General features: G+C 63.6%; 13 protein-coding genes and 1 tRNA gene. 3 read left to right on the top strand and 11 right to left on the bottom strand.

Annotated elements, in window-relative coordinates; translation table 11 throughout:
• Window positions 1-17 precede the first annotated feature (17 nt).
• The 8 genes from hpf to ACN0YF_RS09160 form a co-directional block, all read right to left on the bottom strand.
• Window positions 18-626: a ribosome hibernation-promoting factor, HPF/YfiA family gene (hpf, locus tag ACN0YF_RS09195; protein ID WP_417483543.1), complete on the bottom strand. Its 609-nt coding sequence runs from the start codon at window positions 624-626 to the stop codon at window positions 18-20.
• 183 nt (window positions 627-809) lie between these two features.
• A complete protein-coding gene (rpoN, locus tag ACN0YF_RS09190; protein ID WP_417483542.1) occupies window positions 810-2327 on the bottom strand; it encodes an RNA polymerase factor sigma-54 in 1518 nt (505 codons plus the stop codon).
• Window positions 2328-2363: 36 nt separating this feature from the next.
• Window positions 2364-3125, bottom strand: a complete 762-nt coding sequence (gene lptB, locus ACN0YF_RS09185; protein ID WP_417483541.1) for an LPS export ABC transporter ATP-binding protein — start codon at window positions 3123-3125, stop codon at window positions 2364-2366.
• Window positions 3126-3150: 25 nt separating this feature from the next.
• Window positions 3151-3693, bottom strand: coding sequence for an LptA/OstA family protein (locus tag ACN0YF_RS09180; protein WP_417483540.1), 543 nt, complete (start codon window positions 3691-3693; stop codon window positions 3151-3153).
• On the bottom strand, window positions 3690-4385 hold the full coding sequence (gene lptC / locus ACN0YF_RS09175) for an LPS export ABC transporter periplasmic protein LptC (RefSeq protein ID WP_417483539.1): 696 nt from the start codon (window positions 4383-4385) through the stop codon (window positions 3690-3692). The genes ACN0YF_RS09180 and lptC overlap by 4 nt, the downstream gene beginning before the upstream one ends.
• A gap of 87 nt (window positions 4386-4472) precedes the next feature.
• The gene (locus tag ACN0YF_RS09170; protein ID WP_417494141.1) at window positions 4473-5087 is read right to left on the bottom strand and encodes a ribonuclease D; all 615 of its coding nucleotides are present in this window, start codon (window positions 5085-5087) and stop codon (window positions 4473-4475) included.
• A gap of 29 nt (window positions 5088-5116) precedes the next feature.
• Window positions 5117-6376: a hypothetical protein gene (locus tag ACN0YF_RS09165; protein ID WP_417494140.1), complete on the bottom strand. Its 1260-nt coding sequence runs from the start codon at window positions 6374-6376 to the stop codon at window positions 5117-5119.
• Between the two features lie 156 nt (window positions 6377-6532).
• Entirely contained in the window at window positions 6533-7126 is a 594-nt protein-coding gene (locus tag ACN0YF_RS09160) for a GNAT family N-acetyltransferase (RefSeq protein ID WP_417494139.1), read from the bottom strand.
• 319 nt (window positions 7127-7445) lie between these two features.
• Between ACN0YF_RS09160 and ACN0YF_RS09155 the strand changes: the two genes are divergently transcribed.
• The gene (locus ACN0YF_RS09155; protein WP_417494138.1) at window positions 7446-8429 is read left to right on the top strand and encodes an SDH family Clp fold serine proteinase; all 984 of its coding nucleotides are present in this window, start codon (window positions 7446-7448) and stop codon (window positions 8427-8429) included.
• Window positions 8430-8503: 74 nt separating this feature from the next.
• Here the strand turns inward: ACN0YF_RS09155 and ACN0YF_RS09150 are convergent.
• A tRNA-Leu gene (locus ACN0YF_RS09150) sits at window positions 8504-8590 on the bottom strand.
• 177 nt (window positions 8591-8767) lie between these two features.
• On the opposite strand from ACN0YF_RS09150, the gene ACN0YF_RS09145 reads away from it, so the two are divergent.
• Window positions 8768-9733, top strand: a complete 966-nt coding sequence (locus ACN0YF_RS09145; RefSeq protein ID WP_417494137.1) for a complex I NDUFA9 subunit family protein — start codon at window positions 8768-8770, stop codon at window positions 9731-9733.
• A 673-nt stretch (window positions 9734-10406) separates the two neighbouring features.
• On the top strand, window positions 10407-10787 hold the full coding sequence (locus tag ACN0YF_RS09140) for a DUF6481 family protein (protein WP_417494136.1): 381 nt from the start codon (window positions 10407-10409) through the stop codon (window positions 10785-10787).
• Window positions 10788-11138: 351 nt separating this feature from the next.
• On the opposite strand, the gene ACN0YF_RS09135 is transcribed toward ACN0YF_RS09140, so the two are convergent.
• Both ACN0YF_RS09135 and ACN0YF_RS09130 read right to left on the bottom strand, forming a co-directional pair.
• Window positions 11139-11432 carry a hypothetical protein gene (locus tag ACN0YF_RS09135; protein WP_417494135.1) on the bottom strand — a complete coding sequence of 98 codons (294 nt, stop codon included), beginning with the start codon at window positions 11430-11432 and terminating at the stop codon, window positions 11139-11141.
• A 5-nt stretch (window positions 11433-11437) separates the two neighbouring features.
• Window positions 11438-13210 (bottom strand): N-acyl-D-amino-acid deacylase family protein, encoded by a 1773-nt coding sequence (locus ACN0YF_RS09130; protein ID WP_417494134.1) that lies wholly within the window; start codon window positions 13208-13210, stop codon window positions 11438-11440.
• Between the last annotated feature and the right edge of the window lie 16 nt (window positions 13211-13226).

Below are 13226 nucleotides of genomic sequence, written 5' to 3'. Positions count from 1 at the left end.
AACTCTGTTTTGGTCTGTCAGGCCGGAGCCACACGGGCAGGGTCCAGCCAGCCAATATGGCCGTCAGGGCGCCGATACACGATGTTCAGCCCGCCATTTGCGGCATTGCGGAACATCAGGAAAGGCGAATCTGCGGCATCAAGCTCCAGCGAGGCCATTCCGACCGTCAGGGTGCGGAACTCGCCGGCATGCTCTGCGATGACGATGGGTTCGGGCGCGTCGGCCAGGACCTCATCGGTATGATCCTCGTCTTCTTCGGAATAGGCGTCGCGCATACTCTTGAGGACGACAATCGGCATCGCCTCCGCCGGCAGGTCGGACTTGTTGTCGCGGCGGTGATTCTTGAGTTTGCGCTTGTAGCGGCGCAGCCGCTTCTCAAGCTTGTCCATGGTGCCTTCGGCCGCCTTGTAGGCATCCTCGGCACTGTCATGGGCCTGCAGCATCATACCGGATGGCAGGTGCAGGGAGCAGTCGATACGGAAACCGACACCCTCGCGCGCGATCGAGATATAGGCCTCGCCGGGGCGGTTGAAGTATTTCGCCACGCCGTCTTCGACCCGTTCCAGGATTCTGGCTCTCAGGCTATCGCTGACATCGATGCCCTTGCTTACGATTTGAATGTGCATGCGCTCCTTCCCGCTGGCCATACACCAGCTTGTGAGGCGTCCATTAAACCACTCCGCCTCCCCCCGGATTGCGGGCGGAACCTAGTCGCGGGCCGTGTCGGGAGTCAATCGCCGTCGCCGGTTGCCCCGCAGCCCCATCATAGGTGGGCTGGCGGGTACTGTCATGCAAGATCGTGCCCGATTTCAGCTGGCGCGTTTCAACATGCGACGGCGTTGAACCGATGAGGGGATATTCAACGCCTCACGGTATTTGGCCACAGTCCGGCGGGCGATTTCAATGCCCTCGTCGTGCAAGAGCTCGACAAGCTTGTCATCGGACAGGACATCGTCAGCGGTTTCCTGCTGGATGAGGAGCTTGATCTTGTGGCGGACAGCCTCTGCCGAGTGCGATTCGCCACCGCCGGCCGAGGGAATGGAGGAGGTGAAGAAGTATTTCAGCTCGAACATGCCGCGCGGTGTCGAGACGTATTTGTTCGACGTCACCCGGCTGACCGTTGATTCGTGCATCCCGATCGCATCGGCGACGGTCTTCAGGTTGAGCGGGCGCAGATAGGCGACGCCGTGGACCAGGAACAGGTCCTGCTGGCGGACGATCTCGCTGGAAACCTTGAGAATGGTGCGCGCGCGCTGGTCGAGGCTTTTGACCAGCCAGCTGGCATTCTGGCTGCACTCGGTAATGAAGCTGCGCTCCGACTCATTGCGGGCTGCGGCGTTGATCTCGTTGTAATACCGGTTGTTGACCAGGACCCGCGGCAGGGTTTCCGAATTCAGTTCCACATGCCAGCCGCCATCGGGGGCCTGACGAATATAGACGTCGGGCTCGACGGCGCGCGTTGATTCGATTCCAAAGGCGAGGCCCGGCTTGGGTGTCAGGGCCTTGATCTCGGAGATCATGTCGTCGAGGTCTTCGCCATCAACGCCGCACAGGGCTTTCAGCGCCGGGTAATCATGCTTGGCCAGTCGCTCGAGATTGTCGAGCAGGGTCGCCATCGCCGGGTCGAGCCGGTCCATCTCTTTCAGCTGCAGGGCCAGGCATTCGGCCAGGTCGCGCGCCATGACGCCGGCCGGTTCGAAGGTCTGGGTCAGGCTGAGCACGGCTTCGATGCGGGCCCGGTCGAGCCCGAGGCGTTCGGCGATCTCGTCGAGATCGGTACGCAGATACCCGTCCTCATCGGCCAGATCGATCAGATGGGCGCCGATCAGGCGGTCGATCGGATCGGAGGTGGCGGTCGACAATTGTTCGTGCAGGTGTTCGGCCAGCGAAATATCACGTGAGGAATTGGCAATCGCGTCGTATTCCTCGCCACTGAAGGAGCCGCCGGCGCTGCCGGTGGACGACCAGGTGCTGGCGCCCATGCCAACCGAATCACCGGCCTGCGCCGTCTCGACGCCGGACAGGTCGGACTTGGAGTCCTCCCCGTGCAACATGTCCGAATCAGCATCAATCGCATCGGCGGCATCGCCATTGGCGGCCGTGAATTCGAGTTCGCGGGGTTCGTTGTCGCTTTCCTGGCGCGTTGATTCGGCGCTCTCGCTGCGGTCATCACGCTCAAGCAGGGGGTTCTGTTCAAGTTCGCGTTCAACGAACTCGGCAAGCTCGATATTCGAGAGCTGCAACAGCTTGATGGCTTGTTGTAGCTGGGGCGTCATCACCAGGGATTGACCCTGGCGCATCTCCAGCTTTTGCATCAGTCCGGCCATGAACGCCTCTGCGTGGTGGTTTACGGCAGAAGTTAATCAGGCAAAGCTTTCTCCGAGATAAACGCGGCGCACATCGGGATCGGCGCGAATGGCCTCCGGTGAGCCCTCGAACAGAACCTCGCCCTCATGGATAATCGTCGCGCGGTCAGTGATTTCAAGCGTTTCACGGACATTGTGGTCGGTAATCAGGATGCCGATTCCCCGGTCTTTCAGGAAGCGGATCAGATCGCGAATATCGGCAATCGCCAGCGGGTCGATGCCGGCGAAAGGCTCATCGAGCAGCATGAAGGAGGGGCGAGTCGCCAGCGCGCGGGCGATTTCAACCCGGCGGCGTTCGCCACCCGACAGCGAGGGCGCCGGTGCGTTTGCGAGGTGGGAAATGCGCAATTCCTCGAGCAATTGATCGACCAGCTCGTGGCGCTGCTTGCGATCCTTCTCGACGACTTCGGCGACAGCGAGCACATTCTCGCGCACGCTCATGCCCTGGAAGATCGACTTTTCCTGCGGCAGATAGCCAATGCCCAGACGCGCCCGCTGATACATGGGCAGGCGGGTGATATCCTCGCCATCGAGCAGGATGCGGCCGTAATCGACATCGACGAGGCCGGTGATCATGTAGAAGCAGGTCGTCTTGCCGGCGCCGTTCGGCCCCAGCAGGCCCGCGACTTCACCGCGTTGCAGTGACAGCGACACGCCCTTCACGACCGGACGCTTGCGATAGGTCTTGCCGATGGCTTCGACCACCAGTCCCGTGCTCAGCGCGGACGGGGCCGCGGCGACGTCTTCGGTCATTGTCATGCTCAACCTGCTCTCGATCCGAATTCTAGCGGCCGCCGGCGCCGCCGCCATTGCCGTTGGCGGGTGCCTGCTCGCTGCCGCGGGGATAGATCACGGCCCGGACCGGGGCGCCATTGCCCTCTTCACCGAAATTGGAATTCCCGGAGGTCAGGTTGGAGACAAAACGCGTGGTGGTGATGACATTCTCGCCCTGGGTGATGACGACATCGCCGGTCAGGGTGATGGTGTCCTGACCCATTTCATAGACCCCGAGATCGCCGGTGGCATTTTGCAGCGGTGAGAAATAACGCACATGGCCGGTCGCCACGACACGCTCGATATCGCCACGGCTTCCGTCTTCGGGCTGGGTCCAGACCAGCTCGACCCGGTCGGCCATGATGCGGCGGTCGCCCTGGGTGATATCGACATGCCCGGTCAGGATGGTGCGACCCTCGCTGTCGAGATTTTCAATCCGGTCGGCGATGGTGTCGAGCGGTTGTGAGGAATCCCCGATCTGGGCGTGGGCACCCGCAAGCGGTGCCAGCAGGAGGCAGGACAGGGCGGTCAGTCGGACAAGCAGGCGGATCATTGATCCTCTCCTTCGCTGGGGGCGGTTCGGGCCTGTACAATACGCGCATGTACATTGCCTTCAAAAATGACGCGATTTCCGCCTTCGTGAATCTCGTAGCGGTCGGCGGTAATCGTACCGACCGGACCAGAGCCGGTGACGGGCAGTTCGCCGGTCACACGTTCCTCGCGCAGGAATATGCGGGCGTGCTGGGATGCGAAGCTATAGCCGTTATCCGTATTCAGATTGACGTCTGAATACAGGTCGAGAATCCGGTTGGCAGGATCGAATGTGCCCGTCTGGGCCAGAACCTCGGACGGATTCGGCCCGGTATTGAGGAAGTCATAGTCCAGCCGGGGGCGTTCCAGCTCCGTCAGCCCGGTGGGATTGTCACGGCGGCGCACGGCGACATCGGCGGTAAGGGCGTAGGGGGTCAGGTTCTCGTCGCGGCCGGTAATGCGCGGATTGACCATGCGCACATCAGTGCTCACAGCCTCGGCCGGCACGGTCGGCGCGCCTGAGGATCCGATGTATAATTGCACGGCCAGCAAAGCCAGCAGGGCGATGATCGCGGCGATGAAGGCGAAGCGCAGCATGCGGACGAAGGCTGTCCGGCGCCGGGCGGCGCTCAGCGTCAATGCGCGGCGTGGTTCCCAATTGCCGTGCATTGTGGGCTGGAGCAGCTCGAGGCCGGGGGTTGCGGTCGTACTCATCGACAGATCATCATCTCGCAAACGGCAGGCACAGCCTGACCGCGCAACAAAGACCAGCCTTTGCAGGCCTTTTCAAGGCATACCCGCTCAGGCGTGGGCGAAAATATCGGTATCCGGCCAGCCTGCGAGATCGAGTTTCGCGCGCATGGGCAGGAAATCGAAGCAGGCTTTCGCCATCTCCATCCGGCCTTCACGCTCGAGCATCACCGTCATACGCTCGCGCAACTGGTGCAGGTAGAGCACGTCTGAGGCGGCATATTCCAGCTGCGCCTTCGACAATTCGTCGGCACCCCAGTCGGAGCTTTGCTGCTGCTTGTTCATGTCGATGCCGACCAGCTCGCGCGTCACGTCCTTCAGTCCGTGACGGTCGGTATAGGTGCGGCACAGCTTGGAGGCGATCTTGGTGCAGAAGATCGGCGCCATGGTGACACCGAGGCTGCGCTCGACCATGGCGACGTCAAAGCGGGCGAAGTGGAGGATTTTCTCGACCGCCGGATCGCCCAGCAGGGCTTTCAGATTGGGGCAGTCATATTCCGGACGAATGAGCTGCACGACATGCGCATCGCCGTCTCCTGAGGACAGCTGCACAACGCACAGGGCGTCGCGGGTGAGCGACAGGCCCAGGGTTTCGGTGTCGATGGCCACCAGCGGGCCCAGGTCGATATCGGCGGGCAGGTCGCCGCGGTGGTAATGTACAGTCATCGGTCAATCCTCAATCTCTGGCACGCGTCCTAACGCCCAGCGCGGTCCCGCGCAATGCGGCTGATCTTGTCGTCCAGGCTGATCCAGTCGTCCCGGTTGAGATATTGCGGTGTTTCGACTTCCGCGACGGGGCCGGCGGCCTCAAGCAAATCGAACACTTCGCTCGCGGCCTGCCCGTCGGCCGTTTCCAGCCAGCGCTGCCGCCGTTGCCGGATCTCACCGGCGCTGGTCTCGATATTGTCCGCGGTCAGGCGCAGGCCCGTCAGCCCGTCAACGCCGCCGGTCTCGCCGCGCATCGTGTCCAGCATCGCCTGGCCGATATAGGGCAGGTAGTGGGAGGGCTCGTAGAAAGCCGGATGCGCCAGGCTCTGTTCGGGGCCGGGTGCCGGCAGTGCCGCAAAATCGCGATAGCCGGAAAAATCCCACAGCATGGCTGAACCGCCCTCGATGCAGGCATCGGCACCGGGGGCGGCGGCATGGCGCGCGAACACATCCGTCAGCGTCCGGCGCATCTCGAAATAGGTCTCGCTGCGGCCGGAGCGGAACAGGGCTTCCTCGCGCCAGGCATGCAGCGGGTGGATGAATCCGACCACCTGGATGCCATTCGATGTCAGTGCCTCAAGCGCCCGTTCGAACAGGGCGACACGGTCCGGGTCGAAATTATAGCCCAGATAGAAGCCGTAAATCCCGCGCACGCCGCTTTCATAGCGCTCGCGCTGGGCGCCAGCCGGGTAGCTGTCGGCCCAGGGCACGCGCGGCGCGCCGCCGCCGAGATTGTCGGCCATCAATTGCAACGAGGCACCGAATGTATTGGGCGAGAGCGAGACGCGCGCCATGGAGAGCGTGCGATTGCCGTCATTGAGCGCCGAGAGCCAATAGGTGGCCTTGGCCCTGGAATGGGTGCCGAACTCGTCGAGATCGAGACCGATCACCACGCAGCGCAGTTGCGGATTGCGCGCCGCCAGCACCATGGCCTGGGAAAGCTCGAAAATATTGGTGCCGCGCATGCCGGCATTGTAGATGCCGCCCGGCCAGCCGGCGGGATCGTGCGGGAAGCCGTCAACCGTGCGCGAGGAGCCCAGCAGGATCGAGGCATCACCGCCGCGCGCCAGCCGGTCGGCGACATGGACCCGGCCACCATCATCGTAGAGCCGCGTGTCGCGCACCGTGAGGCCGGGAATGTCCGGCGCGCCGGTCACCGCGAACGGATCGATCGCCGCATTGAAGGCCGCAAAGCCCAGCAAGATGGCGAACAGGGTGATCAGCAATGTTCTGGCGTAATGCTTCATGCGATCAGCCTTGGGCAAGGTCAGGGACAAAATCAGGAATCCGGTGCCCGTCCCCCGTTGGCGCGACGCTAGCGGGGCGCACCGGCCACGGCAAGTTGAGGCTGCACGCTGCGGCCTCCCGGTCGCGCCCGGCCGGGTTTCGCGGGCGTGGCTGCCCTATCGGGCCGTTGCGAGCGTCTGTCGCGCTGTTGCCGCCCGCGGGCGCTTGAAGATCGTGACGCAATTCTCGCCCAGCTGGCCCGTCCCGCCGGGCTGATAGCCCAGCTTGTCGGCCAGTTTCAGCGAGGCGGTGTTGGACGGGCTGATGATGCAACAGGTCTCGTCGCTGGCGAGCTTCCGGTCAGACCAGTCGAGCACGGCCTGCATGGCTTCCAGCGCGAGGCCGCGGCCGTGAAAGTCTGACAACAGCGCCCAGCCCGATTCCGGGACCGGCCCGAGCGACGGCACCATGTCGCGCCGCCAGTCGGCCAGTCCGGCCTCGCCGATGAAACGGCCATCGCTGCGATCGGTAATGGCCCAATAGCCAAAGCCCAGGATCGCCCACAGGCCGCCATAGCGCAGCAGGCGTTGCCAGATATCGCTTTCGCGGAAGGCAAGGCCGCCCATCGATTGCGTGACAACCGGATCGCTCCACAGGGCCAGGCTGGCCTCGAAATCATCGAGACTGTGGGGCCGCAGGATCAGGCGGGGCGTGGTCAGGGTCGGCGCGGCAGCGCTCAATTGCGGGTGCGGCATGGCAGGATCCGGCATTCAATCAAGCGGCGGGGCAGCGCCAGCAGGGCAGCTAAGCCCGGGGAGGCCGCAGCTGTCAATCGGCTGACGGGCGCATACCGCCGCCCGCTACGCGCCCGGCCCTGTCCCGGCAGTCCCCCGTGGCGCGAGGCCCGGCCGGGCGTTGCGCCTTCTGCGTGCAATCCGGCATGCGTCACTCGCGTCAGTGGAGAGTCGCCTGTAAGATCCGGGACGGGACCCCGATAGTGTCGTGATGCGGCGGGGGCCGGGGCGACCGTGCCGCACTGTTGGTGCTGGCGTGCTTGTCGGGGACGCAGATTCTCAGGGGGAAGACGCCATGCAGGACATTCTTGGAAGCATTGGCCCGGCCGGATGGCTCGGGATCGCCACGGTCGCGGTGGTCATTCTTGGCGCGCTCAAGCTCGCCGCCCGGCCGCAGCGCCGGGACAAGGTCCGCCCCGCCGGAGGCCGGACCTTCCGCTCCCGCTCGGCCTCGACCGCCACGGCCCTGCAGCGTGATGATGGCGGCCTGCCGCCCGGCATGAGCCCGGCCGATGTGCATCGCGCCCGCGTCGAGGCCGGCACCGAGGCCTTCCGTGAAGCCCGCGGCAGCGTCGTCGTGCGCATCGTGCATCACCTGAATTATGAGTATGTCGACGAATACACCGCGATCGAGGTCATCGACGCCCTGCGCAAGGCCGGTCCCGATGCGCCCGTCGACATCATCCTGCACACGCCGGGCGGGGCCCTGCACGCGGCGCAGCAAATCCTGCACGCCCTCAAGCATCACCGCGGCCGCAAGACGGCCTTCATCCCCTACAGTGCCTGGTCGGCAGGCACGATGATCGCCCTGGCCTGTGACGAGATCGTGCTCGGGTCCAGTGCCGTGATCGGTCCGATTGACCCGCAATATGGCGGCCTGCCGGCCCCGCTGCTGGCCGAGCTGCTCGACGACAAGGGCCCGGATCATATCAATGACCAGATGCTGGTGATCGCGAAAATGGCGAGACAGGCGGTCAAGGAATCCAAGGCCTTTGCCTGTGATTACGTCAATCCGGTGCATAATGGCGGCAATGAGAGCTGCGCCCTGACCAATGAGCTCATCGGCAGCGGCCGCAATCACCAGGCCCCGATCATGCCGCAGGAGGCCAAGGCGATGGGGCTGAATGTTTCCACCGACATGCCCGAACTGCTGTTCCAGATCTGCCAGCCACCGCCGGAGGACGACAGCATGCTGATGGTCAACATCTTCGGTTCGCGCGTCGACGAAAAAACCGCCGCCCTGCTCGATCTCAAGGCACTCGAAAAGCTGGCCCGCTGACCCGCAATGACGCCGCCATGCGGCCTGCCCCGGTAGGAGGCAGGTTGCGGCTGTCAGTCATGCAGGAGGTCCAGTGGTGCCCAGGAGAAGACTCGAACTTCCACTTCCTTTCGGAAACTAGCACCTGAAGCTAGCGCGTCTACCAATTCCGCCACCTGGGCAGGTGTGGAAGCGGGTAGGTAAAGAAGCCCCGGCCCCGTGTCAACGCCGTGCGCTCAGTGGACTGCACAAGGCGGGCGGGATCGGGGCCTCCGGGCCTACAGGCGCATTGCCTCATGGACAGAATGCGCGATTTTTGGTCTACCCGGATCAGGCTCAGCTTCCGCAAGGATGAAACCATGCTTCGTGACGAAATCATCACCGTATTCGGCGGCTCCGGCTTTGTCGGCCGTCATGTGGTTCGCGCCCTCTCGAAGGCCGGTTACCGGGTCCGCGTTGCAACGCGGCGACCGCACCTGGCCCAGGATTTGCGCGTCACCGGTGTGGTCGGTCAGGTGCAGCTGGTACAGGCGAATGTGCGCGTCCCGTCATCGGTCGAGCGTGCGGTTGAGGGCGCCAGCGGCGTCGTCAATCTGGTCGGTGTGCTGAGCGAGAGTGGCCGCCAGACCTTCAGCCGCCTGCATGCCCAGGGCGCGAAAACGATTTCTGAAGCCGCTGCCAGCGCCGGTATCACCGCGATGGTCCACATCTCCGCGATCGGTGCCGATGTCGCCAGTGCCTCGCGCTATGCGCGTTCGAAGGCCGAGGGCGAGGCCTTTGTGAAGGCGGCGCTGCCAAGCGCGACGATCCTGCGTCCCTCGATCATTTTCGGCAATGGCGACGGTTTCTTCAATCGCTTTGCCTCGATGGCGCAATTCCTGCCGGCCCTGCCGCTGTTCGGTGGCGGCAAATCGCGCTTCCAGCCGGTCTATGCCGGCGATGTCGCCCAGGCCGTGCTGACGGCGCTGACCAGCGAAGCGGCGCGCGGCGAGACCTATGAGCTGGGCGGGCCGGGGGTCTATACCTTCGAAGAGCTGATGCGCTTCACGCTTGATGCCATCGACCGGCGGCGCTTCCTGGTGCCATTGCCCTTCATGCTGGCGAACTCGATTGCCTTCCTGTCGGAAATGGCGGCCATCCTGCCCTTCGTCCAGCCTGCGCTGACGCGCGACCAGCTGATCCAGCTGCGCCAGGACAATGTCGTCAGCGATGGCGCCAAGACCCTGGCCGATCTCGGCATTGACGGTGAAACCATCGAAGCCATCGTGCCCGACTACCTGGTCCCCTATCGTCGCCACGGGCAGTTCCACGAACGCGTCGTCTAGCGAGCCGGTTTCGCCTGCACGAAAATCTCCACGCGGCTTGCCGCTGGAGGTTTGCTGTGTCCTCCCCGGATTGGGAGGTGTGCGGGACGCCGACGAATGCCGGTTAGCGCAATAAATAGTTGAGACATTCGAGACGTCCCGCACGTGGAGATTTACTCAGGCCCCTCGCGGGTCCTGCCTCGAAATGACCGTGGAAGATTGGTCGAGCCCTAATGCCTCACTTCCCCGATCATGGCCCCACCGGAACTCGGGCTGTCACGCCTCCGTGCGGATGGGCTCCACGCTCCCGATCGCCGCAAGTGACTGAGCTCACGCCTCCCGTGCGACCGGAACGGGGGGGATTATGCGCGCAGGTTTGGGGGGTGGGGATAACATCGCCCAAAAAAACGTCATCCTGACGAAGGTCAGGACCCGGTTTCAAATGCGACGGGCATAGAATTGACGCCAGTTTTTCGTGCGTTGCCGCTCTGCGAACTGGGCCCTGACCTTCGTCAGGGTGACGGGGATTTATGGGCTGTGGTCGGGGATAAACCCGGCATCGCGCCGCGAAATTCATGCGAGATGAGCCCGGTTGGGGTTGTGCTGGCACGTCCATGGGCGCAAACAGGGCCCTGATCACCGCTGCTGGCGGTGCGCCATGCCGGCGATCCACCCAACCAAGGACAATGACAGCTTGAAAAATACAGCACACCCGACATTCGCCGACCGCGCCCAGCACGCTGCGGAGGCCAAGAAAAAGCTTCTGGAAAAATTCAAGACAGCCCCGAAACTCGACGACCCGGAACTCGCTGCCAAGCGCGCCGAACGCGAAGCCATTGCCAAGGCCCGCGAAGCGCGCCGTATCGAGCGTGAGCGCGTGAAGGAAGAAACCAAGGCCCGCAAGGCCGCCGAACGCGCCGAACGTGAAGCCGCTGCCCTCGCCGCCGAGGCGGCCGAAGCCGCTGCCCGCGAAGCCGAAGAGCAGCTCGAGCTTGAACGCCATATCGCCGAAGAAGCCGCCAAGAAGGCCGAACGCGATGCGCGCTATGCCGCGCGGAAAAACAGAAAGCGCTAGAGACGCACAAGGCGGGCGTCAGCCCGCCTTTTCTCAACAATGAACCATCTTCCCCCGGATTTATTCCGGGGCCTGCCACTCGTTGACAGCCTGGCTGGATTCCCCTCCGGCAGACCCCGGAACAAGTCCGGGGGAAGGGATATGTTGTGTTTGGTCGAGGAGTGGCCAGCGGCCACACCGCCCCCTGAAACCCATGCCGGGATCCGGCCAGACTGGACTTGTCTCGTCAAGGGTCCTGACCGCGCAGCGGCGCTTCGCGCCCTTGACGAGACAAGTCCAGTCTGGCGCCCTGCTTGGCAAGGGATTCAGGGACGGGTCTGCCCGGCGGGCCAAGCATCAATCACCACGAAATCATTCCCGGAAGGGACGCATGATCGGTCGAGATTCATCCCCAATCGTCCGGTCAATCGCATTAATCCGCCGCGTCTCCAGCATATCCAGCACCTTGTACACGACGCCACCGACCATGCCCAACGCCCATAGAGCAAGCGCCATGAGTCCGAGAAATAGGGCGGCATCCGCGAGCTTTTCACGGGACTCCGGCCAGCCCTCGTTCCAGATAATGATCGCCGCGGGAAAAGCCGCGATGCCAAGGATTAGGTAGGCAACTGCCAACGCCCACTTCCACGCAAGGCGAACCAACACATCCCCTACTCCGCCGCCGCCAGCTGCCGCCCGGCGCGATAGACCGTTCCCGGCTTCGCCCCCGTCAGCTTGCCATTCTCGATCACCACCTCACCGGCGACAATCGTCGCGGTATAGCCGTTCGCGCCCTGCAGCAGGCGCTGGCCGCCGGCGGGGAGGTCCTTGACCATGTGGGGTGGTTCCATCTGGAGATTGTCGAGATCGATGACGTTGATATCGGCTTTCAGGCCCTCGCGGATATAGCCGCGATCGGACATGCCCATATAGTCGGCCTGGGCGCCGGTGAGCATGCGCACGACGCGGGGCAGTGAGAGCTTGTCGCCGCGTTTGCGGTCGCGGGTCCAGTGGGTGAGCATATAGGTGGGCATGGAGGCATCGCAGACGGTGCCGACATGGGCGCCGCCGTCTGACAGGCCATAGAGCGCCTGGGGATGCTGCATCATCTTGAGGACATTGTCGTAATTCATCTCGGTGTAATTATACAGCGGCAGATAGATCAGCTCATGGCCGTCGCGCTCGAGCAGGGTGTCATAGACCATCTCCATCAGGGAGACGCCCTTGGCCCGCGCCTTGGCGGCGAGTGAGCTTTCCGGGCCCTGCTCATAGTCCGGCGGATTGCCGAGCTGGAAGAATTTCTCGGCGACGAAATCGATATGCTCCATCAGCATGTCGGCGAGCGGCGGCACGGAGGAGCCCGGGCCGGCGAGCTTTTCGGTCTTTTCGCTGAGGATCTTCGCCTTGAAGGCGGGATCCTTCATCCGCTTGACGCGCTCCTCGAGCGGCAGGTCGGCGATGGTCTTGTAGCTGGGATAGCCCATGAAGGGGTGGAAGGTGCAATTGAAGCCGAGGAAGACGCCAATGGCGCGCGGCGCCACCTGCATGCGGGCGTCGACGCCCTCTTCCTTCAGCTTTTCGGTGCGCGCGATCAGTTTGAGCCATTGATCGGGCGCAAAATCGCGCTGCATCAGCGAGAAGGAGAAAGGCCGGCCCGAGGCTTTGGCGTAATCGGCAATGATCGACCATTCCTCGTCGAAGTCCTGCTCGCCGCGTTCCAGGTTGAAGTCGCTGACCGCCTGGACGACGCCGTAATCGAGGCCGTTGAAGGCTTTCGCGATGCCGGTCAGTTCGGCGCGCGTGGCTTCGGACGACGGTGTCCAGTCGCCATCGGCGCTCTTGTGGACGTCGGAACGGCCGGTGGCGAAGCCGATCGCTCCGGCTTCCAGCGCCTCGCGCGTCAGGCGCTGCATCTCGGCGATGTCGGCATCATTGGCCGGCTCGGAATGGATCGCCCGGTCGCCCATCACATAGACTCGCAGCGGATCGTGCGGCAGCATGGCAGCGATGTCGATCGTGCGCGGCACGGCGGCCAGGGCATCGAGATAATCGGGGAAGCTTTCCCAGTTCCAGGTGAGGCCTTCGGCCAGGGCGGTGCCGGGAATGTCCTCGACGCCTTCCATCAGCTTGATCAGCTTCTCGTGGTCGCCCTCATGAACCGGCGCGAAGCCGACGCCGCAATTGCCCATCACGGCGGTGGTGACACCATGATCGATCGAGGGGCGCAGATCGCTGTCCCAGCTGGCCTGGCCGTCATAATGGGTGTGGACGTCGATAAAGCCCGGCGTGACGATCTGGCCCTTGGCGTCGATGGTGCGTTTCGCCGCGCCGATATCACTGCCGATGGCCACGATGCGCCCGCCGGAAACCCCGATATCGGTCCACACGCCCGGTCCGCCGGTGCCGTCAAATACCAGTCCGCCTTCGATTTTCAGATCGAACATCGCTCTATCTCCCCTG

Source organism: Maricaulis sp. (genome assembly GCF_048270265.1).
Taxonomy (GTDB): domain Bacteria; phylum Pseudomonadota; class Alphaproteobacteria; order Caulobacterales; family Maricaulaceae; genus Maricaulis.
This window is presented reverse-complemented; position numbering and strand designations above follow the sequence as displayed.

Coding starts and splice junctions, on each gene's coding strand:
- hpf (WP_417483543.1), bottom strand. CDS start 626: ATGCACATTCAAATCGTAAGCAAGGGCATCGATGTCAGCGATAGCCTG.
- rpoN (WP_417483542.1), bottom strand. CDS start 2,327: ATGGCCGGACTGATGCAAAAGCTGGAGATGCGCCAGGGTCAATCCCTG.
- lptB (WP_417483541.1), bottom strand. CDS start 3,125: ATGACAATGACCGAAGACGTCGCCGCGGCCCCGTCCGCGCTGAGCACG.
- ACN0YF_RS09180 (WP_417483540.1), bottom strand. CDS start 3,693: ATGATCCGCCTGCTTGTCCGACTGACCGCCCTGTCCTGCCTCCTGCTG.
- lptC (WP_417483539.1), bottom strand. CDS start 4,385: ATGAGTACGACCGCAACCCCCGGCCTCGAGCTGCTCCAGCCCACAATG.
- ACN0YF_RS09170 (WP_417494141.1), bottom strand. CDS start 5,087: ATGACTGTACATTACCACCGCGGCGACCTGCCCGCCGATATCGACCTG.
- ACN0YF_RS09165 (WP_417494140.1), bottom strand. CDS start 6,376: ATGAAGCATTACGCCAGAACATTGCTGATCACCCTGTTCGCCATCTTG.
- ACN0YF_RS09160 (WP_417494139.1), bottom strand. CDS start 7,126: ATGCCGGATCCTGCCATGCCGCACCCGCAATTGAGCGCTGCCGCGCCG.
- ACN0YF_RS09155 (WP_417494138.1), top strand. CDS start 7,446: ATGCAGGACATTCTTGGAAGCATTGGCCCGGCCGGATGGCTCGGGATC.
- ACN0YF_RS09145 (WP_417494137.1), top strand. CDS start 8,768: ATGCTTCGTGACGAAATCATCACCGTATTCGGCGGCTCCGGCTTTGTC.
- ACN0YF_RS09130 (WP_417494134.1), bottom strand. CDS start 13,210: ATGTTCGATCTGAAAATCGAAGGCGGACTGGTATTTGACGGCACCGGC.